This window comes from Nocardia jiangsuensis (assembly GCF_042650385.1).
In the GTDB taxonomy this organism is placed as follows: Bacteria; Actinomycetota; Actinomycetes; order Mycobacteriales; family Mycobacteriaceae; genus Nocardia; species Nocardia jiangsuensis.
The window spans coordinates 339733-361996 of record NZ_JBHSAX010000009.1 but is presented as its reverse complement, the minus strand read 5'-3'; the positions used below and the strand labels follow the sequence as shown (position 1 = coordinate 361996).

Genomic DNA, 22264 nt, shown 5'->3' with positions numbered 1-22264 from the left:
CCAGCTCGCCGACGACCCGCCCCGCCACCGGTGCGAGCCCGGCCATGACCCGCGGTGTGAAGCCCCGTGCCACCAGCTTGTGGTAGCGGCCGTGCTCCGGCGGGTCCATCCGGACGAAGGAGCCGGGGATGGCGGCGGTGGTGTCCCGGAACGGGCTGATGCCCGCGGCGTAGCCGTGGCCCCAGTCGTTCCCGGTGAGGATGGCGGCGCACTCCTCGTACCGGGTGACCAGGGTGACCGGGACGTCGCCGAAGGCGTAGGGGAGCAGCGCGGCGGCGTCCCTGGCCCGGCGGTAGGCCGGGTACGGGTCGGCGCGTTCGCTCGGTTCGAAGGCGTCGAAGGTGATCTCGTCGGCGGCGGTCACGTGCCCTCCAGATGTACGAGCAGCCGCGACATTCCGCGCACGACCACATTCGGCTTGTACGGGGGTTCCTCCAGCAGCGTCACCGCGCCGACCCGCTCGGCGAGCATGCGCAACACCAGCTCCATCTCCAGCCGGGCCAGCGGCGCGCCGAGGCAGTAGTGCAGCCCGAGCCCGAAGGACAGGTGCCGCCGCACCGTCCGGCCGCCGCTGTAGCGGGCGATGTCGAAGGCGGCGGCGTCGGGGAAGGCCTCCGGGTCCCGGTTGGCGGAGCCGAGCAGCACGATCACGGCGTCGCCGGGGGCGAAGGTGCGCTCGCCGACGGTGATCTCGGCGCGCGCGGTGCGGGTGGTGAGGTGCACGGGGGCGTCGTAGCGGAGCACCTCGTCCACCGCGGGCGCGGCGAGGTCGGGGCGAGCGCGCAGCCGCTCGAACTGCTCCGGGTTCCGGATCAGGGCGAGCACCCCGTTGCCGATCAGGTTGACCGTGGTCTCGTGCCCGGCGACCACCAGGATGAGCAGGGTGCCGAGCAGCTCGCCGCGGGTGAGCCGGGCGCCCGCGTCGTCGGCCTGCACCAGCGCGGTGATCAGGTCGTCGGCGGGGGCGCGCCTGCGCCGATCGGTGAGGTCGCCGAAGAACTCGAGGAAGGCGTGCACCGCGGCGCTGCGGGCGGCCAGCTCGGCGGGGGAGAGCAGCGCGTCGGGGTCGAGGCCGCGGGCGATGTCGGCGGAGATCCGGCGCACGTGCTCGTGTGCCTCGGCAGGCACCCCGAGCAGCTCGCAGACCAGGGTGAGCGGCAGCGGGTAGGCGAGCGCGTCGAGCAGGTCGACCTCGCCGCGGGCCAGCGCCGCGGTGCACAGCTCGTGCACCAGCCGCTCGGCCCGCGCGCGCAGCCCGTGCACGGTGCGGGCGGTGAACGCCTTGCTCACCAGCCCGCGCAGCCGGGTGTGCTCCGGCGGCTCCATCCAGAGGAACGAGCCGGGCAGCTCGACATCGCTGTCGCCGTGCAGCAGCTGCGGCTCCTCGGCGTGGCTCCAGCGCGGGTCCTGCAGAATGGTCTGCGCCTCGCGGTGCGTGGTCACCAGGTGTGTCTCGTGCGGGCCGGGGACGAACGGGCCTGCCGCGCGGAGTACCGCGTAGCTGTCGTACGGGTCGTGCCGCAGGTGCGGGGCGATGCTGTCGATGACCGCCAGCTGCACCGGCGACAATTCTTGTACCGCGGATTGTTCCGAACTCACCGGTGACTCCTGAATGCGGAGAACAATTTCGGTGCAATCGTCGCGAACGCACGAGCCGGGCCGCGGTGGTGATCGGCCGCTTCTATCGCGCCATAGCCGAACTCCGTTATCGCGCAGCGTGATCGGGCGATCGGCCCTGTTTATCGAACACTGTAGTTCACAGTGCATTCGCGGTGCCGTCACACTGCGCTGGTGTCGTTGCCCGCATGCATTCCGCGGAAACACTTCCCGGCAGGCTGGCCGAGATCGCGGCCGCGTTTCCCGCGGTGCCAGCGACATTCTGGTCGGTGTCGGAGACCGTCCCCTACGCCGAGCTGCACCGCCGGTCGGGCGTGCTGGCCGCCGCGCTGGTCAGGCACGGCGTCGCCCGCGGCGAGCCGGTCGGCATCCTGTGCCCGAACGCGCCGGAATTCCTGGTCGCGCTGTTCGCCGCCGCGGCGGCCGGCGGCGCCGCGACCCCGCTGCCACTGCCGGCGGGAGCGAAACAGACCGCCGCTTTCCCACAGAGACTTTCCGCGATCACCGCGGCCGCCGGAATGCGCACGGTCCTCGTGTCGCACCGATTCGCCGCGATGGTGCCCGCACTCGCCGGTGATTCCACCGTGAATTTCCTCGATATCGGCGAATTGACGGCCGAGGACCACAGCGCGGAGACGCTGCTGCCCGCGATCGGCGCCGACGACCTCGCCGTCGTGCAATTCACCTCGGGTAGCACCGCGACCCCGAAGGGTGTCCGGCTCACGCACCGGAACGTGCTGAGCGGGCTGGCCGCCATTCGCACCGGAATCGCGCTGGATCTGGACGACCGCGGCGGCTTCTGGCTGCCGCTCTTCCACGACATGGGCTTGTTCGGCACGCTGTCGGCGATCCTGCGCGGCATCCAGGCGCACGTGTGGTCGCCGCTCGCCTTCGTGAAGGACCCGGCGCGCTGGCTTGCCCAGTTCGCCGAGTCCGGCAGCACCATCACCGCCATGCCGAACTTCGGCTACGAGGCGCTGCTCGCCGCGGTCCCGCCCGCGGAGGTGACCGGGTACGACCTGAGCCGCTGGCGGATCGCCTTCAACGGCTCCGAGCCGATCTCCTACGAGGTGGTCGACGCCTTCCGGAAGCGTTTCGCGCCCGCCGGTTTCGGCGAGAGCACGATGTTCGGCGTGTACGGCATGGCCGAGGCGACGCTGGCCGTCGCCTTCCCGCCGCTCGGCCGCGCCCCGCACTTCGAGTGGGTGGACCGCACCTGGCTCGCCGACGACGCGGTGGCGCTTCCGGTGGCGCCGGAGCTGCCCAGCGCGCGGGCGGTGGCCGGGGTCGGCGCCCCGGTGGACGGCATGCGGCTGCGCGTGGTCGACCTGGACGGCACCGACCTGCCGGACGGCGGGGTCGGCGAGATCCTGATCCGGGGCGGCTCGGTCACCGACGGCTACCTGACCGCCGACCCGGCGAGCGTGGCCGGGCTCTTCGCCGACGGCTGGCTGCGCACCGGCGACCTCGGCTACCTGCGCGCCGGCGAGCTCTTCGTCACCGGCCGGTGCAAGGACATGATCACCGTGCGCGGCGTCAACTACTACGCGCAGGACGTCGAGGCCACGGTGCGTGGCCTGCCCGGGCTGTACCGGGGCCGCTGCACGGCCGCCGCCGAGCCGGACGCCGACGTCATCACGCTGATCGCGGAGACCGAGCTGACCGGCGCCGCCGCCGACCGGCTCGCCGAGCGGATCCGGGCGGCCACCGGCGAGGAGCTCGGGCTCACCGCGGTCGAGGTGCACCTGGTCGCGCCGCGCAGCATCCCGCGGACCAGCAGCGGCAAGCTGCGGCGCCAGGCCGCCCGCCGGCTCGTCGGACAGTAACCACCCAAGGGAATCGGAGCACCCGTGCACAGCTACGACGTCTTCCGCCACTACGAGCGCCTGCACTGGCGCCTCGCCGACCTCGACCTCGGCGCCGTCGACCTCGACCTGGTCGAGCCCGAGTACGTGACCCTGGCCAAGAGCGCGACCATGGGCGAGTCCAATGTCATCGCGGCCGTGCACGGCTTCCTGAACGAGTTCGTCGACGACTACGACTTCTCCACCTTCGCCGTGGTCTGGGGTTTCCAGGAGGTACAGCACCACTACGCCTTCCGGGCCTGGCTGGACGCGGTGGGCGAGGCGGTCGACGCCGAGGCGGTCGACTCCATGCGCGAGCCCTACGCGCCGGGCACCACGCCGTCGGCGACGCTCGCCACCAACATCATCTCCGAGCTCACGGTGAACCACATCTACCGCGCGGTCGCGGCGTGGGTGCGGGAGCCGGTGCTGAAGGGGCTGCTGCTCAGCGCGAGCCGGGACGAGGCCGGGCACGCCCGCGAGTTCATCCACTACACCACCGAGCGGCTGAAGAAGAAGCCGGAGGAGCTGCCGTCGGTACTGGAGACGCTCTACGTCTACAGCTCGGAGGCGAAGATCAAGCACCCGGTCAGCACCTTCAAGGCGGGCATCAGCGAGCTCGGCGAGCACGAGACCATCGACACCGGCTTCGACCTGTTCCTGGAGCAGGTGGCCGCCGAGGGCGAGCTGGACGTGCTGCACGACAAGATCCGCCGCACCTTCGGGAACCTGACCGGGCTGGATCTCTCCAGCAACGCGCGGGTGCGCCGTGCGCTCGCCGACGTGATCGCCTGACCGTGGCAGGCACCGTGCGGGTCCCGTGGTCGGTGATCCCGGACTACCACTGCTTCGGCTGCTCCCCGCACAACGCGGGCGGGCTGCGGCTGCGCTTCACCCCGGACCCGGAGGGGCTGCGCACCGACTTCCGGCTCGGCCGCGCCTTCGAGTCGTACCCGGGCGTGGTGCACGGCGGCATGATCGGGGTGATCGCGGACGAGCTGATGGGCAACCTCATCGTGCTCGCCAGGCAGCAGCCTGCCTTCACCGTCAGCCAGCGCACCCGCTTCCTCACTCCGCTGCTGATCGACCGCGACTACCACTGCGTCGCGTCGCTCGCCGCGACCGCGCCCGGCCCGATCCGGGCATCGGCCGAGGTGCGGGACGCCGACGGCGCGGTCTGCGCCACCTCGACCGCCAGCTACCAGCCCTTCGAGCTGGCCGCCGTGCGGCACCAGCTCACCCTCGGCGACGACGAGGTCGCCCTGCTCGCCACCGCCCTCGCGAACGGAGTCCAGCCATGACCAGCACCGCCGACATCCTGCGTACCGTCACCGAGATCGCCACCGCCGAGACCGGGATCCCCGGCGCCGAGCTGCGCCCCGACGCCGACCTGCGCGGCATGGAGGGCGTGGACTCGGTGCGGGTGCTGCGCATGGTCGCCAGGATCGAGCGCGCGTTCGACATCGAGATGGAGGACGAGGAGGTCTTCGGCCTCTCCAGCCTGAACGATGTCGTGACCGTGGTGGACCGCGCCCTGCGTGAGGAAGCGGCATGAGCGAGTCAGGCCCGCAGGCGGTAGCGGAGCGTGGCCACGGAGGGCCCTCGCTCGTGCCGAATGGGCAGAGCGTGACCGTCACCGCCGACACCAACCAGCACTACGACCTCGACCCGGACATCTTCGGACAGTTCCTCGACCCGCTGCGCAAGTACAGCTCGGCGCTGTACGAGTCGGAGTCCGACACGCTCGAGCAGGCGCAGCGCACCAAGCTGCGGTTCGTGGCGGACCGGCTCGGGCTCACCGGCGGGGAGCGGCTGCTCGACGTCGGCTGCGGATGGGGGTCGCTGATCCTGTTCATGGCGCAGGAATTCGGCTGCGCGACAACGGGGATCAGCCCGGCGCCGCGCCAGCACGGGTACATCGCCGAGCAGGCCGCCGCGCGCGGCGTCGCCGACCGGGTGCACACCCGGGTCGGACACTTCGAGCAGCTCGACCTGCCAGCGAAGAGCTTCGACGCGGTGACGCTGCTCGGCTCGATCGTGCACATGCCCGACCTGGACGCCGTCTTCCGCCGCGCGAAAACGGTACTGCGCCGGGGTGGTTCGCTCTATGTCTCGGAGAGCTGTTTCCGTAACGCCGCCGCCCGCAATGCCTTCGACACCAGGGCGGGCACCGAGTTCGTGCGCGCGGACATCTTCGGCTGGGGCGACCTGCGCCCGCTCTCCGACCTGCTCACCGCCGCCGAGAACGCCGGCTTCTCGATCACCGCCGTCGACGACCTCACCGCGCACTACCACCGCACCATCGAGGACTGGATCGCCAACGTGGACGCGGCCGCCGAGCGCATCGACGCGCACCGCCCCGGCCTCGCCGCCCAGCTGCGGCACTACCTGGAGATCGCGAATGCCGGGTGGGGCTACACCACCAAGCACTACGCCCTGACCTGCCGGAACGCCCGATGACGGCGCTCATCCCGGTCACCGAGGTGGCGGCGGCGGTGGACGGCTTCCTCGCCGCCTCGCCCGCCGCCCGCGCCTGGGACGTGGAGACCGCCTTCGACTGGGCCCGCGCCGACGCGGACCGGCTCACCGACGGGCAGCGCTCCGCGGTCCGCTTCGTCACGCTGATCGAGGACCACCTGCCCGGCTACTTCGACGTCTACCACCGGCACTTCCCGGTGGACGACACCGTCGACCTCGCCACCTTCACGCACAACCGCGAGCTCTACCACTTCACCGTGCGCTGGGCGCTGGAGGAGGACACGCACGCCAGGGCACTCGCCCGCTACCAGGACGCCGCGGGCATCGCCGAGCGCGGCGCCCTGCGCGACGAGCTCGCGATCGAGGGACGGAAACCCTTCGACCTGCCCTTCGACCATCCGGTGCAGTTCTTCGCCTACGCCCTGGTGCAGGAGAAGGCGACGCAGATGTACTACCAGCACCTGCGCGACGTGGTCGACGAGCCGGTGCTGGCCGCCGTGCTCGGCAGGCTGGCCCGCGACGAGGCGCGGCACTTCAGCTTCGTGGCGGATGTGGTGAGCCGCTACCTGCGCGCGCACGGCGACGACGTGGTCGACCCGCTGCGCGACGTGATCGCCAATTTCCGCATGCCGCTGGCGGATACGATGCGCGGGTACTGGCGCTGGGCGCTGGAGATCGCCGACGTGGCGTCCTACGACCACACCGAGGCCTACGAGCACCTGATCAAGGTGATCGACCGCGCGGTGGACGCCAGGACCGATCGGGTGGACGAACTGGCGCGCTTCATCGCCGAGTGCCGCACCGTGGCCTGATCGTCACGAGCCGACGGCCCCTGCCTCTGCCGGGCAGGGGCCGTCGGCGCCGGGTCACCCCTCCGGCTGTAGGACCAGGATGGTGGTGCTGCCGTGCGCGATCAGCTTGCCCGCGGCATCGGTGATCCGACCCTCCGCGGTCGCGGTGCGGCGGCCCAGGTGCACCGCGTTCGCCTCGCAGGTGAGCCGCGAGCCGTCCAGCGTCACCGAGCGGATGAAGTTCAGCTTGAGCTCCAGCGTGGTGTAGGCGACGCCGTCGCCGAGCTTGGTGAAGACCGCGCTGCCCATGGCGGTGTCCATGAGCGTGGCGAGCACGCCGCCGTGCACCGTGAACATGGCGTTGATGGTGGCCGGGTTCGGGTCGAGGTAGTAGCGGGTGTACCCCTCGCCCGCCGTCTCCAGCCGGATGCCGAGCGACGCGCCGACGCCGAGATTCTCGGTCAGCCCCCGCTCGAAGATCGTGGTCAACTCGTGCACGCGCTTGCCGACGGTCTCACCGGCGTGGGTATCGGTGCTGGTCATGGCCTCTTCCTTCGTCGCGGACGATGCCACCCCATTCGACCAGCGGCGGGTGAACCGCGGGCGGCGCGGAGCCGCTGCATTCCCGCTTTCGATCGGCCGATAGGCGGGTTCAGGGCTCGGTGATGCCCGCCGCCTGCCGCAGCTGCGCCAGGAACTCCGCCCGGTCGTCCCCGCCGACCAGGTAGTGCGCGACCGCCACCCGCACCAGCGTGCCCGCGACGACGCGCGGATCACCCTGCGTGACAGCCGGTTCGAGCAGCCGCCGCATGATCGGGATGACCCGTTCGAGCTGGCCGAGCACGTAGTCCGGCTCGATGTCGACCACGCGGCTCAGCGAGTACGACCCCTGGTGCTCGACCATGTAGCGCAGCACCGCGTCCAGCCGGGCATGCCCTTCCAGCCCTTCGGTGACGGCGCGCAGCCCCGCCTCGATATTTGCCGTCTCGTAGGCGCCGAAGGCGGCGAGCAGCTCGGGCTTGGAGGCGAAGAAGCGGTACAGCGTCGGGCGCGAGACCTTGGCCTGCACGGCGACCTCGGAGAGGCTCAGCTTGCCGTGGCCCTTGCGGGCGAGCACCTCGAAGGTTGCTCGGAGGATGCGGGTACGGGTGCCGTGGTCGGCGGAGGAAATCGAGGGCACTTTACAACCTTTACGGATTCTGTAAGAAGTGTAATCCTGGCGACGGCCGGATAGACAAGAGGTATGCCATGAATCACTCGCTCGTTGCCGACGACGCCATCGATTTCGATCCCTTCTCCGCCGAATTCCACGACGACCCGCAGGCCGTCTACCGCAGGCTGCGCGACGACGCGCCGGTCTATCACAGTGCCCGCTACGGCTTCTGGGCGCTCTCCCGCTACGCCGACGTGGTCCCGGGGATGAAGGACTTCGACACCTTCTCCTCCGGCCGCGGGATCACCCTGGAGCAGGTGCTCGCCCCCGAGCCGCCGGAGCAGCGGATTCCCATGATCATCATGATGGATCCGCCGGAGCACACCCGGATGCGCAAGCTGGTCAGCGCGGTCTTCACGCCGCGCGCCATCGCCGGGCTCGAGCCCATGATCCGGGAGACCGTGCGCGCCTTCGCCGAGCGGTTGCGCGGAGATTCCTTCGACGTGGTCGCCGACTACTCCAATCTCTTCCCGATCGAGGTGATCACCACCATGCTCGGGGTGCCGCCGGAGGATCGGCAGCAGCTGCGGCAGTGGCTGGCGATCCCGCTGGAGCGCGAGCCTGGTCAGATGGGGATGAGCGAAGCGGGGCGGGCCGCGACGCAGGCCAGCACCGGGTACTACGCAGCGCTGATCGCCGAGCGCAGGGCGCGGCCACTGGACGACATGATCAGCCGGCTCATCGAGGTCGAGGTGGACCGCGAGGCGGGCGCCGCCACCCGGCTCACCGACCGCGAGATCCTCGGCTTCATCTCGCTGCTCGCCGGGGCGGGCGCGGAGACCGTCGCCAAGCTGCTCGGCAGCGCGGCGGTGCTCTTCGGCGCGCACCCCGAGCAGTGGCGCGCGCTGCGCGCGGACCGCTCGCTGCTGGCAGGCGCTTTCGAGGAGGTGCTGCGGTACGAGGGGCCGGTGCAGTACGACGTGCGCTACACGCTGCGCGACGTCGAGCTGCACGGCCGCACGATCCCGGCGCACAGCCCCGTGCTCATGCTGCTGGCCGCGGCGACCAGGGACCCGCGCTCGATCCCGGAGGCCGAGCGCTTCGACATCACCCGCGCGTTCAGCGGCAACAACCTCGGCTTCGGCTACGGCATCCACCGCTGCCTCGGCGCCGCGCTGGCCCGGATGGAGGGGCGGATCGGCCTGGACGCCATGCTCGACGCCATGCCGGAATTCACCGTGGACCCGAGTGGTTTGCGCCGGTCGCGGGAGACCAGCGTCGCGGGCTGGACGCACGTTCCGGTGCGCGTGGGGTAGCGGCGTTTGGGGTGTGGGTGTGCGCGGGCACCCTGGGGGAGAGCGCGACGGAAGGACGGCAATGAGGGCACTGTGCACGACCGGGGTAGCGGTGGCGGCGGTACTGGCGATCGCGGCCGCACCCGCGGGAGCGGAGATCACCGGCATCACCGTGGAACCGGGAATCTCCAGCGGCAGCTCGTCCCCGTACGGCACCGGCTGCGCGTACACCGTCACCGCGCACGCGGCGCCCGGCGAGTACGTGAGCTTCTACGACAGCCGGCGCGGCTCGTTCGACCCGCCGTGGGCCATCCCGGTCGGGCCGAGCGGGATCGCCACCGCCATCTCGACTCCGCAGCAGCGCGGCGCGCACACCCTGCACGCGGTGCAGATCGGCGGCGAGAAATCGGTGCGGGTCGAGGTGGGCACCGGCATCGACCTGGGCATCGCCTGCCTGGTCCTGCCCTGAGCGCCGGTAACCTCTTGGTTTCGCCGCAACCCGAGGGGGAGCACATGCCGGAGCCGCGGCTCACCGCGACGCACTGGGGGAACTACCTGGTCGGCACCGCACCGGACGGCGGTATCTCGGTGCGGCCGAACGGCTCCGACCCCGAGCCGTCGCCGATCGGCCGGTCGCTGGCCGCCGCGCGGGATCCGGGCGTGCGGATCGCGCGCCCCGCGGTGCGCCGCGGCTACCTGCGCGACCGGGACCGCTCCGGCCGCGGCCGCGAACCGTTCGTCGAGGTCGGCTGGGACGAGGCGCTCGACCTCGCGGCAGGAGCCCTGCGCGGCACCATCGCCGCGCACGGCAACCGCGCGATCTACGGCGGCTCGTACGGCTGGGCCAGCGCGGGCCGCTTCCACCACGCGCAGGGCCAGTTGCACCGCTTCCTGCGGCTGGCGGGCGGCTACACCGACTCGGTCGACACCTACTCCTTCGCCGCGGCCGAGGTGATCGTCCCGCACATCATCGGGCTGAACGCCTACTACGCGGGCAAGCAGGCGCCGACCACCGCCGAGGTGGCCGAGCACTGCCGCTGCCTGGTCCTCTTCGGCGGCGCCCCGAGCCGCAACACCCAGGTGAACCCGGGCGGCATCGGCGCGCACGACGACCGCGGGCACCTGGCGGAGCTGAGCGCGGCCGGGGTGGAGATCGTGCACGTCGGCCCGCTCCGGGACGACGTGGACGCCGCGGTCGGCGCCCGCTGGCTGCCCTGCCGCCCGAACGCCGACGTGCCGGTGCTGCTCGCGCTGGTGCACGCGGTGCTCGCCGAGAACTTGCAGGACGACGATTTCCTGGCCCGCTACACCGTCGGCTTCGACGAGTTCGCGCGCTACGTCCGCGGTGGCGACGGCGTGCCGAAGACGCCGGAGTGGGCGGCCGGGCTCTCCGGTGTCCCCGCGGCCGAGATCCGGGCGCTGGCGAGGAAACTCGCCTCCGGACGCAGTCTGATCGGCCTCTCCTACGCGGTGCAGCGGGCCAGGTACGGCGAGCAGCCGTACTGGGCCGCGTGGGCGCTCGCCGCCGCGCTCGGGTACATCGGGCTGCCCGGCGGCGGCGTGCAGATGGGGTCCGGCGTCGGCAAGGGGACCACGCTGCAGCGCCGGGTGCCGCCGTTCCGGATCGGCACCATCCCGCAGGGCCCGAACCCGGTGCCGGACACCGTCCCCGTCTCCCGGATCGCCGAGCTGCTCGAGCGCCCCGGCGAGCCCTACCGCTACAACGGCGCCGAGCGCGTCTACCCGGAGATCGACCTCGTCTACTGGGCCGGCGGCAACCCCTTCCACCACCACCAGGACCTGAACCGGCTGCGCCGCGCCTGGACCCGTCCCGGCACGGTGATCGTCAACGAGCACAGCTGGACCGCCACCGCCAGGCACGCCGACATCGTCTTCCCGGTCACCACCACCCTGGAGCGCGAGGACTTCGCGGGAAGCAGCAGCGACCACTGGCTCACCCCCATGCACCGCGTCTTCGAGCCCTACGGCGAGGCCCGCGACGACCACGCCGTCCTCGCCGCGCTGGCCGAGCGGCTCGGCTTCGGCGCCGCCTTCACCGAGGGGCGCTCGACCGCCGAGTGGGTCGAACACGTCTGGGAGACGACCCGATCCGATGCCGCGGCGGTGGGCGTCGAACTCCCCGCCTACCGCGACTTCCGCACCGGCCCGCCGCTCGACCTGCGCCCCCTGCTCCCCGAGCGGGATCACGACCTCGAGCGCTTCCGCGCGGCGCCGGAGCGGCACCCGCTGCGCACCCCGTCCGGCCGGATCGAGATCTACTCGCACACCATCGCCGAGGCGGGCGACCTCCTCGGCCATCCCGCCTGGTACCCGGACCGCGAATGGCTCGGCGACCCCCGCGCCGAACGCTTTCCGCTGCACCTGCTCTCCAACCAGCCGGCCACCCGCCTGCACAGCCAGCACGACAACGGCGCCACCAGCCGCGACGCCAAGATCGCCGGCCGTGAGCCGCTGCGCCTGCACCCCGCCGACGCCGCCGAACGCGGGCTCCGCGACGGCGACCTCGCCCGCGTCTTCAACGACCGCGGCGCCTTCCTCGCCGGCGTCGCCACCTCCGACGCCCTGCTCCCCGGCGTCGCCCAGATCGCCACCGGCGCCTGGTACGACCCGGACGACGAGCTCGGCCTGGAGCGGCACGGCAACCCGAACGTCGTCACCCCCGACATCGGCACCAGCCCGCTGGCCCAGGGGCCGTCGCCGAACAGCTGCCTGGTCCAGGTCGAGAGATTCGACGGCACCCCGCCCCCGGTCCGCGCCTTCGAGCCGCCCGAGTTCGGTTCCCGCTGAGTGCGAGCAGATCCCGTTGAGGCGGCTCAGGCCGCGAGCGTGGTCCGGAGCGTGTCCAGCGCCCGGTGCTGGGTGACCCGGACCGCGCCGGTGGTGGTGTGCAGCGCGCTGGCGGTCTCGTCGGCGGAGAGTCCGAGCACCAGCCGCAGCACGAGCACCTCGCGTTGCGACTCCGGGAGTTCCCCTAGGGGTTCCGGGCTGCGAGTACCGCGGCGGCGTAGCACTTCGGCGACGGTGCGCGAGGTCATCCGGTAGGCGAAGGCGAGGAAGGAGCCGCCGGACTCGGAGAACCGGGGCAGCGCGGTGAGCAGTTCGGCGCAGATTCCGGTGGCGACGGCGTCGGCGGGTCCGGTGCCGAGCCGGGCCCGGCAGTACCTGGTCACGAACGGTTTCACCTGGTCGAGCAGCGTGCCGAGCGCGGCACCGTCGCCACCGGCGGCCGCCCGGTGCAGCGCCGAATTGCCGCCGTCCATCGCCCCGAACCTCCCATTTCGAATGCTTCGTCCGCCCAGCATCGTAGGCGCAACCGCGCCCGCGGTCGTCACTCGTTCGGCGGACATTCGCGGACGTCGGCTCAGCCGCACGGGGAAGGGTTGCGTTCCGGCGGAACGCAACGGTGGCGGGCCCCGCCTCCGGCGGGTTGCCTGGCAGGGTGGCACCCCGTATCGCGACCCTCGCCTTCCTCACGCCGGGCAACTTCGCCGACGACGACCCCCACACCGGGCTGGAGGACACGCTGCGGCTCTTCGAGTACGGCGAGCGGCTCGGCTTCGACGGTGGCTGGATCCGGCAGCGCCACCTGGAGCACGGGGTCGGCTCGGCGGCGGTCTTCCTGGCCGCGGCGGCGCAGCGCACGAAGCGGATCGAGCTCGGCTCGGCGGTGATTCCGATCGGCTACGAGAGCCCGTTCCGGCTGGCCGAGGATCTGGCGCTGGCCGACGTGCTCTCCCGCGGCCGGTTGCAGCCCGGGTTCAGCGCGGGCACCCCGCCGCACGCGGAGCTCCTCGGCGACCTGGTCTTCGACGGCGACTGGCGCTCCTACGACCTCTCCCACACCCGGATCGAGCGGCTCGTGCAGAACCTGCGCGGCGGGTACCTGGGCGGGGAGGACACCGTCATCCACTCGCCGGGCAACACCCAGCGCCCGCGGCTGCAACCGCACGATCCCGGGCTGATCGACCGGCTCTGGTACGGCGGCTCCAGCGGCCGCTCGGTGCGCTGGGCAGGCGAGCACGGGCTGAACCTGCTCACCGGCAACATCGTGCTCGGCGAGCGGAGCGACGACTTCGGCGCGAGCCAGCTCGCGCTCATCGCCGCCTACCGGGAGCGGATCGACCCGGCGCGGCCGGGCCGGGTCGCGGTGGGCCGGGTGATCGTGCCGACCGACGGCGCCGATCGCGCCACCCGCCAACGGTATCGGCGCTACGCCGAGTCCAGGCACGAGCGCACGCTCGGCCCGCAGGGCGAGCGCCGGGTGCTCTTCGCCCCCGACCTGGTCGGCCCGGCCGAGGAGATCGTGCGGCGGCTGGCGGCCGACCCGGTGCTCGCCGAGACCACCGAGCTGCGGCTGGAGCTGCCCTACGAGTTCCACCGGGCCGAGTACGAGCAGATCCTGCACGACACGGTCGAGCTGGTCGCCCCCGCGCTCGGCTGGAAACCGGCGATTCCGGCGTAGCCGCCGGCCTTTTCGCTCGCCCCGATCCCAACCGTTGCCCGCGGCACTTCCAGCAGTTCGACCTCGGCTACACCTTCGTAATCATGCCGGCCATGGCGGGCACCTTCGGCAACAGGCTCGCCCACCGGGTACTGCGCCGCCGAGCACCCGACCAGTTATTTCCTGCGGGAATGCAGGAACGAGGAATATTTGTGATCGGCGTCACGTTCGCCGCTGATATTCACCGTCTTCGCAATTATCGAAAACCGGTTGACCTGCGCCGATGAACACCCAGGTAGGCGTGTTGGCACGGTTGCGGGGTGATCCCGGAATCGCGGGTCCCGGACTAATTAAAAGGACATATTTCAGACCGTAGCTCAAGTTTTTGGACTATCGACCAACCTGATGGACGTTGCTAAGCTGTCGCTACTCACGAGAACCGACCGGTTTTCCGAGTTTCTGCCACAAAACATGACGCCCACCTGGAGACGCGTTCATAGCCATGATCGATGACGAGCGCGCCTTCCGGGCGGTACCGAGAATGTCCCACCGGCGGCCGGAGATGACGCGGGCGCAGGGATTCAGGAGTGCACCAGATATGAAGCTCGACGACGCCCTGCGGGACGGCATGAGCGTGGACGGCGCCATCGGCATCGCCCTCGTGGACATGCGCAGCGGGATGCTGCTGGGGAAGCAGGGCGGTAACCAACTGTTCGACCTGGAGATGGCGGGCGCGCTGAACACCGAGGTGCTGCGGGCCAAGCTGCGCGCGGTCGAGGCGCTGCAGCTCGGCGACAGCGTCCAGGACATCCTGGTCACCCTCGGGGCGCAGTACCACCTGATCATGCCGCTGATCCGGAACGACGGCGAGGAGCTCTTCCTCTACCTCGCGCTGGACAAGGCGCGCGGCAACCTGGCGCTGGCCCGCCACCAGCTGCGCCGGATCGAGCAGGCGATCCGGCTGTGAGCCGGGCGTTCGACCGGCACGCGATCGCCCTCGGCGACCCCCGTGCCGTCGGCGTGCTGCTGCAGCGCGCCTGCGAGGAGATCGCCGACGTCGAGCACGCCGTGATGACCAGCCGCGACGGGCTCGTCATCGCCGCCGACAACGTCTCGGGGACGATGGCGGACGGTGATTCGATCGCCATGCGCAGCTCGGCCATGGCCGCCGCGGCCATCGGCATCGGTGACCACTTCACCAGCCTGGTGACCCAGGGCAGGCTGCAGTCCGCGGTCTTCGAGGCCGACCGCGGCTGCGTCGGGGTCTTCCCGCTCAGCTCGACGCTGCTCCTGGTGGTCACCAGCGCGCCTGCGGTGAACCTGGGCCGCTTCAACGCCGCGGCCAAGCGGGTGCTCGGCATCCTGCAGGCCCCCGCCGCCTGACGCCGGCCGTCGGCGGCTGACCCTGTTCAGCCGTCGGCGGCCACGTTCTCCAGCCACGTCGCCAGCGAGATCCCCGCTTCGAGCACGTGCCGCTCGGCGATCCGCCTCGCGGCGTCGGCGTCCCGCGCCTCCAGTGCGTCCAGCAGTTCGTCGTGCTCGTGCAGCGAGTGCTTCTCGTGATCCGGGAAGAGCCGCAGGAAGTTGGTCGGCACCACCCGGGAGGCCTGCTTGATCTGGGTGAGCAGCCGGGGGGAGTGCGCGGCCCGGTGGATGGCCTGGTGGAACTTCCAGTTCGCCTCGCCGATGCCGTCGTCGCCGGAGCGCGCGGCCACCGCGGCGGCGAGTTCGCGCAGCCGGGCCAGTTCGGCGTCGGTGCTGCGCTCGGCGGCCCAGGCCGCCGCTTGGCCGGTGAGCACGCCGAGCAGGGTGAAGCTGTCCCGCACGTCGTCGGCGCCGATCCCGATCACGGTGATCCCGCTGCGCGGCGCCACCCGGACCAGCCCCTCGAAGGAGAGCTCCAGCAGCGCCTCGCGCACGGGGGTGCGGGAGGTGGCGAACTCCTCGGTGATGGCGTCCAGGTCGATGCGCGACCCCGGTGCCATGGCGCCGGTGAGGATGCGGTCGCGCAGCTCGCGGGCCGCCCGTTCCCGCACGGTGCCTGCGATGTCGACGCTTCCTGCCATGCGCCGGAGTCTAGCAACGAATGCATGTAAGGGTTGGCATCTGATATATCAGATGTTAAATTCCCTGCATGACGACACGACGAGACGACCGGATGACGCTGGTCGCATTCATGCAGGCGGGCAGTACCTCGGTCTACTCGGGGTCGTGGCGGCACCCGGCCACCGAGCACGGATACCTGGACGCCTCCTACTACGCCAAGGTCGGCAGGCAGCTCGAGGAAGGCTGCTTCGACCTCATGTTCTTCGACGACCGGCTGGCCATGCCCGGCATCTACGGCGGCTCGGTGGCCGAGGCGGTGCGCTACGGCGCCCGCCCGGTGAAGCTCGACCTGAGCGTCGTGCTCGGCGTACTGGCCCAGGCCACCTCGAAGATCGGGCTCGGCGCCACCTACTCCACCACCTACTACCCGCCGTTCCACGTGGCCCGCACCTTCGCCACGCTGGACCACCTCTCCGGCGGCCGGGCCGCCTGGAACGTGGTGACCTCGGTGAACGACAGCGAGGCGCAGAACTTCGGCGTCGACGCGCACCTCGGCCACGACGAGCGCTACGACCGCGCCGACGAGTTCCTCGAGGTGGTCGCCGGGCTCTGGGACACCTGGGAGGAGGGCGCGCTGCTGCACGACCGCACCGGCGACTTCGCCGACCCGGCCAAGGTGCACGAGCTGAACCACAGCGGCCGCTTCTTCTCCGCCCGCGGCCCGCTCACCGTGCCGCGCACCCCGCAGGGGCGCCCGGTGGTGATCCAGGCCGGCTCGTCCGGGCGCGGCCGCGAGTTCGCCTCGCGCTGGGCCGAGCTGATCTTCACCGGCGACCCCGGGCTGGAGGTCGCCAAGGCGCACTACGCCGACCAGAAGGCACGGATCGACGCGGCCGGGCGGGACCCGCGCTCGGTCAAGATCTGTCCCATGGCCTACGCCGTCGTCGGCGAGACGGAGTCGCACGCCCGCGAGCGCGAGGAGATGCTGCTGCACGAGCTGGTGCACCCGATGGCCTCGCTCACGCTGCTCTCCGAGCTGATGAACTACGACTTCTCCAAGCACGGCATCGACGACCCGGTCACCGACGAGCTGATCGCCTCGGTCTCCGGCATCCGCGGCCTGGTGCAGAACCTGCGCGAGCACCTGGGCCGCACGGTCACGCTGCGCGACCTGGCCGGGCACCGGGCCACGCTGCTGCAGGGGCCGCGCTTCGTCGGCACCGGCGCGCAGGTGGCCGAGCAGATGGCGGAGTGGTTCCACGGCGACGCCTGCGACGGCTTCGTGCTCGCCGCCACGCACATGCCGGGCGCCTTCGAGGACGTCACCCGGATGGTGGTGCCGCACCTGCAGCGCGCCGGGCTCTTCCGGACGAAGTACGAGGGCAGCACGCTGCGCGAGCACCTCGGGCTGCCGGTGCCGGACTCGTCCCGCTCGGTCGCCGGAACGAGCGCGTAGATGACCGCGGCGGGCCGTCCCATGCTGGACGGCATCCGGGTGCTCGACATGGCCACGCTGGCCGCGGCGCCGCTGGCCGCCACCTACCTGGGCGAATTCGGCGCCGAGGTGATCAAGGTGGAGCAGCCGAAGGGCGGCGACCCGATCCGCTCGTGGGGGCACCAGCGCGACGGCATCGGGCTCATGTGGAAGTCGGTGTCGCGGAACAAGAAGTCGGTCACCCTCGACCTGCGGGTGGCCGAGGGGCAGGCGCTGCTGCGGCAGCTCGCCGCACACGCCGACGTGGTGGTCGCCAACACCAGGGTGCGCACGCTGGAGCGCTGGGGGCTCGACTACGAGAGCCTGCGCGCGGAGAACCCGAAGATCATCATGTTGCACATCACCGGCTTCGGGCTCACCGGCCCGAAGAGCGAGCGCCCCGGCTTCGGCACGCTCGGCGAGGCCATGAGCGGGTTCGCCCACCTCACCGGCGAGGCGGCCGGGCCGCCGACGCTGCCGCCGTTCATGCTGGCCGACGGCGTGGCCTCGCTGAACGCCGCCTACGCGGTGGCGATGGCGCTCTACCACCGGGACGTGCACGACGGGCCGGGGCAGCTCATCGACATCAACCTGATCGACCCGCTGGCCCGGCTGCTGGAGCAGACCCTGCTCTCCTACGACCAGCTCGGGCTGATCCCCGGGCGGGCCGGGAACCGCTGGGACATCTCGGCCCCGCGCAACACCTACCGCACCTCGGACGACCGCTGGCTCGCCATGTCCGGCAGCTCGCCCGCGCTGGCGCTGCGGGTGTTCCGCGCCATCGGCCGCGACGACCTGGTGGCCGACGCCGACTTCTCCGACCCGCAGCGCAGGCTCGCCAGGGCCGCCGAGGTGGACGAGGCGGTGGCGGCCTGGGTCTCGACCCACACGCTCGCCGAGGCCATGTCGGTCTTCGACGAGTTCGAGGTGGCCGCCGCCCCGGTCTACGACATCGCCGACCTGGTCACCGATGACCAGATGAAGCACCGCGAGGTCTTCGTCCCGGTCGACGACCCCGAGCTCGGCACCGTGACGGTGCAGGCGCCGGTCGCGCGGTTCTCCGGAGCCCGCGGCGAGGTCGCCCACCTCGGGCCCCGGCTCGGCGAGCACAATGCCGCCGTCTACGGCGAGCTGCTCGGGCTCGGCGAGGCCGAGCTGGCCGAGCTGCGCGCCCGCGGCGTGCTCTGACTCTCCTACGAAGGGAACCTTTTCCGATGACGAAGCTGCTCCGCCGCTCGGAGCTGGCGCTGCCCGCCTGCAACGACCACATGTTCGCCAAGGCCGTCACGCTCGGTGCCGACCTGGTCTTCCTCGACCTGGAGGACGCCACCCCGGTGAGCCTCAAGGAGGGGTCGCGGGAGAAGGCGATCACCGCGCTCAACGAGCTGGACTGGGGACGCACCGCGCGCGCCATCCGGATCAACGGGCTGGACACCCAGTGGTGCCACGACGACATCATCGAGGTCGTCACCAGGGCCGGGCGCAACCTGGACACCATCGTGGTGCCCAAGGCCAAGACCGCCGCGGATGTCTGGTGGGTGGATGTGCTGCTCACCCAGCTGGAGCTGAAACTCGGGCTGGAGCGGCAGATCCGGCTCGAGGTGCTGATCGAGGAGGTCGAGGGGCTGGCCAACGCGGAGGCCATCGCCACCGCGAGCCCGCGGGTGGATGCCATCATCTTCGGCGTCGGCGACTTCTCGCTCTCCCAGGGCGCCCGGGTGGACACCAACTTCGAGCCGCTCGGCGACTACCCCGGCGACTTCTGGCACTACGCGCGGGCCAAGGTCATCGTCGCGGCGCGGATCGCCGGCATCGACGCCATCGACGCCCCCTTCCCGGACTACGGCAACACCGAGGGGTACGAGCGCGACGCCAAGCGCGCCTCGCTGCTCGGCTACACCGGCAAGTGGGCCATCCATCCGGTCCAGGTGCCGATCGCCAACACCGTCTACTCGCCGACGCCGGAGGAGATCGCGCTGGCCGAGCGGAACATGAAGGCCTACCGGGAGGCCGAGGCGGCGGGCCGCGGCGCGGTCGGCGTCGGCGGCGTCCTGGTGGACGCGGCGCACGTCAAGATGGCCGAGCAGGTGCTGGCCCGGGTGGCGCTCATCGAGGGGGCGGAGCCGCAGCGGGTGGTGTGACGGGCCGCACGCTATTGTTCATGTACCGGCCGCCGGTTCGTGGCCGCGTCAGCCCCCGCCGGGCATCTCGCTGTCGTTCCCTGGCGCCGAACGGCCGAGGTACGACGGCGAGAGCGGGACGTGATGCGACCGGTGGCGGAGAAGCGGGCCGACGCGGCGCGCGGCAGTGAGTTCGCGGTGCTGCTGCGCCGGGTGCGCGAAGCCGGGTTGCTGGAACCGGCTGTGCCGCAGTACATCACGCACACCGCGGTGACCGTCGGGTTGCTGCTGGGGTGCTACGCGCTGCTGATCGGACTCGGCGACTCGTGGTGGACGCTGGGGATCGCCGTCGCGCTCGCGGCGCTCTTCGCGCAGTTCGCCTTTCTCGGCCACGACGCCGGGCACAAGCAGATCTTCGCGAGCCGCAAGGCCAACCACGTCTACGGCGCGCTCGTCGGCAACCTGCTGATCGGGGTGAGCATCGGCTGGTGGACCAGCAACCACAACAAGCACCACGCGCACCCGAACACCGAGGACGCCGACCCGGACATCATGGGCATCCTGGCGCACTCCGGCGCGCGCGCCCGGATGGCGAGCGGGGTGAAGCGCCTCGTGGTGCGGCACCAGGGGGTGCTGTTCTTCCCCATGCTCACCCTCGAGGGGCTGAGCCTGCGGATCTCCAGCTGGCGCGGGGTGCTGCGCTGGCCGATCCCGAACCGGGGCTGGGAGGCGGCGCTGCTCGCGAGCCACGCGCTCGGTTACCTGCTGCTGGTATTCCTGGTGCTCTCGCCGGTCAAGGCGCTGGTCTTCGTCGCGGTGCACCAGGCGCTCTTCGGGCTCTACATGGGCACCACCTTCGCGCCGAACCACAAGGGCATGGCGGTGCTCTCCGCCGACGACACCACCGGCCACCTGCGCAAGCAGGTGCTCACCTCGCGCAACGTGCTCGGCGGGCGGCTGCTCGACACCGCCTTCGGCGGGCTCAACTACCAGGTGGAGCACCACCTCTTCCCGTCCATGCCGCGGCCGCACCTGCGCCGGGCGCAGCCCATGGTCGCCGCGTACTGCGCCGAGATCGGGCTGCCCTACCGGGCCACCGGCTTCGTCGCCTCCTACCGCGAGGCGCTCGGGCACCTGCACGCCGTCGGCAAGGAGGCCGGGCGCGCCCCGAGCGCGTAGCCGGGGGCCGGGGCAGAATCACCCCCCATGGTCCTGGTGCTGGTGGTCTTCACCGGCGTCGTGGTGCTGTGGTCGCTGAGCGCCACGCTGCTGCGGCGCGGGCTGATCCACGCCCCGCTCGCCATGGTCGCCGCGGGTGCGGTGTTCGGGACGTTCTCCTCGACCGATGTCGCGCCCTTCCTGAACAGCGAGGTGGCGCTGCACGCCGCCGAGATCATCCTGGCGGTGCTGCTCTTCGTCGACGCCACCGAGGTGCGCGGCGGGATCTTCGGCGGTGAGCCGCGGGCGGCGGCGCGGCTGCTCTTCCTGGCGCTGCCGCTGAGTATCGGGCTCGCGGTGCTCGCCGGGTGGTTGCTGATCCCCGAGGTGCCGGCGGCCGTGCTGGTGCTGATCGCCTGCATCGTGGTGCCGATCGACTTCGCGCCCGCCGCCGAGATCGTGCGGGAGCGCGGGATTCCGGCCCGGGTGCGGCACCTGATCGCGGTGGAGAGCGGGTACAACGACGGTATCGTGGCCCCGGTCTTCGCCTTCGCGCTGACGCTCGCGAGCGGCATCGGCGCCGAGGCGACCCCGCTGGCGGCGCTGCGCGACGCGATCCCGGCCTTCGGCACGGCGGTCGCCGTCGGGCTGGTGCTCGGCGGGGTCACCGCCTGGGCCGGGACCCGGGCGCACCTGCGCGGGCTCACCGACCCGCAGGCGTTCCGGATCGGGCTGGTCGCGCTGCCGCTGCTCGCCTACGGCGCCGCGGTGGCCTGGCACGCCAACGGCTTCGTCGCCGCCTTCGCCTGCGGGCTCGCCTTCAAGGCGGTGCGCTCCCGCGACGCCGTGCGGATGCTGCGGCGGCGCCCGGCCGAGCGCGAGCTCGGGCTGATCGACGACGTGAGCCTGGTGGCCGGGCTGATCCTGTGGTTCGCCTTCGGCGCGAGCTTCGTCATCGTCTTCGGCGCCGCCCCGCTGCTGGACTGGGGTCTCGTCCTCTTCGCCGTGCTCGCGCTGACCGTGATCCGCCTCGGCCCGGTCCTGCTCGCCCTGCTCGGCTCCCCGCTCCCGCACCGGGAGCGGCTGCTCGTCGGCGCGCTCGGACCGCGCGGCACCGCCACCATCGTCTTCGGCCTGCTCGCCTACAACGCGCTCGACGACGACCTCGGGGAGTACGCGCTCACCGTAACCGGCGTAACCGTGCTGATCAGCGTGGTGGTACACGGAATCGGCGCCCCGCTACTGGCCCGAGCCCGCCGCCCGGGAAAGACCTAAGCGGTGCCTTCGACGTCGGGTGCCGAGCGCAGCCGCGAGGTCAGGACCGGGACGGCGTTGTCGCCGTAGCGGTGCCTGGTCGAGGCATCCCCGCCCTGCGAGGGGGCGAACTGGGTGACGGCCAGCTGCTCGAGCACGCAGATGAGCAGCAGATGCCTGGTCCGCTCGACGTGGTGGTACTCGGTACCTCCCTGCTCCCGGTTCTGCGGCAGCGCGGGCGGCACGAACTCGGTGAGGGTCCAGAAGAGCTCCGGGCCCATCATGGTCGAGTCCCCGCTGGAGCGGTCGAACCACCGGCTGGAGTACTCGATGAGCACCCGCGCCAACTGCCCGGCGTGCGGGAGCGCTTCGGTGAAGTCGGCCAGCGCCTGCCGACTGTCGGTGCTGCCCTGGATCACGACGGCGATGCGGCCGGCGACCTCGCGCAGCAGGGGGAGGTCCTGATCGGGCCACGTGGAAAGAGTCATTCGATAACGTCCTAGCTCTGAAACACCGACCTCGACGGTAACGATTCGGTTGCGCGAGCACCAGTCGTGCTGTGATCCGTTGGT

Annotated in this window: 24 protein-coding genes and 1 pseudogene; 18 read left to right on the top strand and 7 right to left on the bottom strand. The window is 71.6% G+C overall.

What is annotated here, in order from left to right; all coding sequences use genetic code 11:
- Both ACFO0B_RS10960 and ACFO0B_RS10955 read right to left on the bottom strand, forming a co-directional pair.
- Window positions 1-364: pseudogene (locus tag ACFO0B_RS10960) on the bottom strand (cytochrome P450); the annotation flags it as partial.
- A complete protein-coding gene (locus ACFO0B_RS10955) occupies window positions 361-1599 on the bottom strand; it encodes a cytochrome P450 (RefSeq protein ID WP_378612271.1) in 1239 nt (412 codons plus the stop codon). The pseudogene ACFO0B_RS10960 and the gene ACFO0B_RS10955, both read right to left, overlap by 4 nt.
- A 206-nt stretch (window positions 1600-1805) precedes the next feature.
- Here ACFO0B_RS10955 and ACFO0B_RS10950 point away from each other — a divergent pair, with 206 nt between their 5' ends.
- The 6 genes from ACFO0B_RS10950 to ACFO0B_RS10925 all read left to right on the top strand — a co-directional run bounded on the left by ACFO0B_RS10950 (window position 1806) and on the right by ACFO0B_RS10925 (window position 6751).
- Window positions 1806-3443, top strand: coding sequence for an AMP-binding protein (locus ACFO0B_RS10950; protein ID WP_378612270.1), 1638 nt, complete (start codon window positions 1806-1808; stop codon window positions 3441-3443).
- 24 nt (window positions 3444-3467) lie between these two features.
- Window positions 3468-4256, top strand: coding sequence for a ferritin-like domain-containing protein (locus ACFO0B_RS10945; protein ID WP_378612269.1), 789 nt, complete (start codon window positions 3468-3470; stop codon window positions 4254-4256).
- 2 nt (window positions 4257-4258) lie between these two features.
- On the top strand, window positions 4259-4762 hold the full coding sequence (locus tag ACFO0B_RS10940) for a PaaI family thioesterase (RefSeq protein ID WP_378612268.1): 504 nt from the start codon (window positions 4259-4261) through the stop codon (window positions 4760-4762).
- Window positions 4759-5016 (top strand): acyl carrier protein, encoded by a 258-nt coding sequence (locus tag ACFO0B_RS10935; RefSeq protein WP_378612267.1) that lies wholly within the window; start codon window positions 4759-4761, stop codon window positions 5014-5016. Before ACFO0B_RS10940 ends, ACFO0B_RS10935 begins: the two co-directional genes overlap by 4 nt.
- Window positions 5017-5087: 71 nt before the next feature.
- Window positions 5088-5921, top strand: a complete 834-nt coding sequence (locus ACFO0B_RS10930; RefSeq protein ID WP_378612266.1) for an SAM-dependent methyltransferase — start codon at window positions 5088-5090, stop codon at window positions 5919-5921.
- Complete coding sequence (locus ACFO0B_RS10925) at window positions 5918-6751, top strand: acyl-ACP desaturase (protein WP_378612265.1); 834 nt, start codon at window positions 5918-5920, stop codon at window positions 6749-6751. The genes ACFO0B_RS10930 and ACFO0B_RS10925 overlap by 4 nt, the downstream gene beginning before the upstream one ends.
- A gap of 54 nt (window positions 6752-6805) precedes the next feature.
- On the opposite strand, the gene ACFO0B_RS10920 is transcribed toward ACFO0B_RS10925, so the two are convergent.
- Both ACFO0B_RS10920 and ACFO0B_RS10915 read right to left on the bottom strand, forming a co-directional pair.
- On the bottom strand, window positions 6806-7273 hold the full coding sequence (locus ACFO0B_RS10920; protein WP_233017129.1) for a PaaI family thioesterase: 468 nt from the start codon (window positions 7271-7273) through the stop codon (window positions 6806-6808).
- 109 nt (window positions 7274-7382) lie between these two features.
- Window positions 7383-7910: a TetR/AcrR family transcriptional regulator gene (locus ACFO0B_RS10915; protein WP_378612264.1), complete on the bottom strand. Its 528-nt coding sequence runs from the start codon at window positions 7908-7910 to the stop codon at window positions 7383-7385.
- 68 nt (window positions 7911-7978) lie between these two features.
- On the opposite strand from ACFO0B_RS10915, the gene ACFO0B_RS10910 reads away from it, so the two are divergent.
- The 3 genes from ACFO0B_RS10910 to ACFO0B_RS10900 all read left to right on the top strand — a co-directional run bounded on the left by ACFO0B_RS10910 (window position 7979) and on the right by ACFO0B_RS10900 (window position 11986).
- Window positions 7979-9199 carry a cytochrome P450 gene (locus ACFO0B_RS10910; RefSeq protein ID WP_378612263.1) on the top strand — a complete coding sequence of 407 codons (1221 nt, stop codon included), beginning with the start codon at window positions 7979-7981 and terminating at the stop codon, window positions 9197-9199.
- Window positions 9200-9260: 61 nt separating this feature from the next.
- Complete coding sequence (locus tag ACFO0B_RS10905; RefSeq protein WP_378612262.1) at window positions 9261-9647, top strand: hypothetical protein; 387 nt, start codon at window positions 9261-9263, stop codon at window positions 9645-9647.
- A gap of 44 nt (window positions 9648-9691) precedes the next feature.
- Window positions 9692-11986, top strand: a complete 2295-nt coding sequence (locus ACFO0B_RS10900) for a molybdopterin-dependent oxidoreductase (protein WP_378612261.1) — start codon at window positions 9692-9694, stop codon at window positions 11984-11986.
- Between the two features lie 26 nt (window positions 11987-12012).
- Here the strand turns inward: ACFO0B_RS10900 and ACFO0B_RS10895 are convergent, their stop codons facing one another.
- Window positions 12013-12459 carry a sigma factor-like helix-turn-helix DNA-binding protein gene (locus tag ACFO0B_RS10895; protein WP_378612260.1) on the bottom strand — a complete coding sequence of 149 codons (447 nt, stop codon included), beginning with the start codon at window positions 12457-12459 and terminating at the stop codon, window positions 12013-12015.
- A gap of 179 nt (window positions 12460-12638) precedes the next feature.
- Here ACFO0B_RS10895 and ACFO0B_RS10890 point away from each other — a divergent pair, with 179 nt between their 5' ends.
- The 4 genes from ACFO0B_RS10890 (at window position 12639) to ACFO0B_RS10875 (ending at window position 15023) form a co-directional block, all read left to right on the top strand.
- Complete coding sequence (locus ACFO0B_RS10890) at window positions 12639-13661, top strand: LLM class flavin-dependent oxidoreductase (RefSeq protein WP_378612259.1); 1023 nt, start codon at window positions 12639-12641, stop codon at window positions 13659-13661.
- 92 nt (window positions 13662-13753) lie between these two features.
- Window positions 13754-13927: a hypothetical protein gene (locus ACFO0B_RS10885; protein ID WP_378612258.1), complete on the top strand. Its 174-nt coding sequence runs from the start codon at window positions 13754-13756 to the stop codon at window positions 13925-13927.
- Window positions 13928-14238: 311 nt separating this feature from the next.
- Entirely contained in the window at window positions 14239-14607 is a 369-nt protein-coding gene (locus ACFO0B_RS10880) for a hypothetical protein (RefSeq protein WP_067657947.1), read from the top strand.
- Complete coding sequence (locus ACFO0B_RS10875; protein ID WP_378612257.1) at window positions 14604-15023, top strand: roadblock/LC7 domain-containing protein; 420 nt, start codon at window positions 14604-14606, stop codon at window positions 15021-15023. The genes ACFO0B_RS10880 and ACFO0B_RS10875 overlap by 4 nt, the downstream gene beginning before the upstream one ends.
- A 26-nt stretch (window positions 15024-15049) precedes the next feature.
- On the opposite strand, the gene ACFO0B_RS10870 is transcribed toward ACFO0B_RS10875, so the two are convergent.
- Window positions 15050-15706, bottom strand: coding sequence for a GntR family transcriptional regulator (locus ACFO0B_RS10870; protein ID WP_378612256.1), 657 nt, complete (start codon window positions 15704-15706; stop codon window positions 15050-15052).
- 68 nt (window positions 15707-15774) lie between these two features.
- On the opposite strand from ACFO0B_RS10870, the gene ACFO0B_RS10865 reads away from it, so the two are divergent.
- The 5 genes from ACFO0B_RS10865 to ACFO0B_RS10845 all read left to right on the top strand — a co-directional run bounded on the left by ACFO0B_RS10865 (window position 15775) and on the right by ACFO0B_RS10845 (window position 21713).
- A complete protein-coding gene (locus ACFO0B_RS10865; RefSeq protein WP_378612255.1) occupies window positions 15775-17142 on the top strand; it encodes an LLM class flavin-dependent oxidoreductase in 1368 nt (455 codons plus the stop codon).
- 21 nt (window positions 17143-17163) lie between these two features.
- On the top strand, window positions 17164-18348 hold the full coding sequence (locus ACFO0B_RS10860) for a CaiB/BaiF CoA transferase family protein (protein ID WP_378612284.1): 1185 nt from the start codon (window positions 17164-17166) through the stop codon (window positions 18346-18348).
- A 26-nt stretch (window positions 18349-18374) separates the two neighbouring features.
- Window positions 18375-19301 (top strand): HpcH/HpaI aldolase/citrate lyase family protein, encoded by a 927-nt coding sequence (locus ACFO0B_RS10855; protein ID WP_378612254.1) that lies wholly within the window; start codon window positions 18375-18377, stop codon window positions 19299-19301.
- A gap of 123 nt (window positions 19302-19424) precedes the next feature.
- The gene (locus tag ACFO0B_RS10850) at window positions 19425-20459 is read left to right on the top strand and encodes a fatty acid desaturase family protein (RefSeq protein WP_378612283.1); all 1035 of its coding nucleotides are present in this window, start codon (window positions 19425-19427) and stop codon (window positions 20457-20459) included.
- A 27-nt stretch (window positions 20460-20486) separates the two neighbouring features.
- Entirely contained in the window at window positions 20487-21713 is a 1227-nt protein-coding gene (locus ACFO0B_RS10845; RefSeq protein WP_378612253.1) for a cation:proton antiporter, read from the top strand.
- Here the strand turns inward: ACFO0B_RS10845 and ACFO0B_RS10840 are convergent.
- Window positions 21710-22180 carry a hypothetical protein gene (locus tag ACFO0B_RS10840; protein ID WP_067657928.1) on the bottom strand — a complete coding sequence of 157 codons (471 nt, stop codon included), beginning with the start codon at window positions 22178-22180 and terminating at the stop codon, window positions 21710-21712. The two genes, ACFO0B_RS10845 and ACFO0B_RS10840, sit on opposite strands and share 4 nt — an antisense overlap.
- Window positions 22181-22264 lie beyond the last annotated feature (84 nt).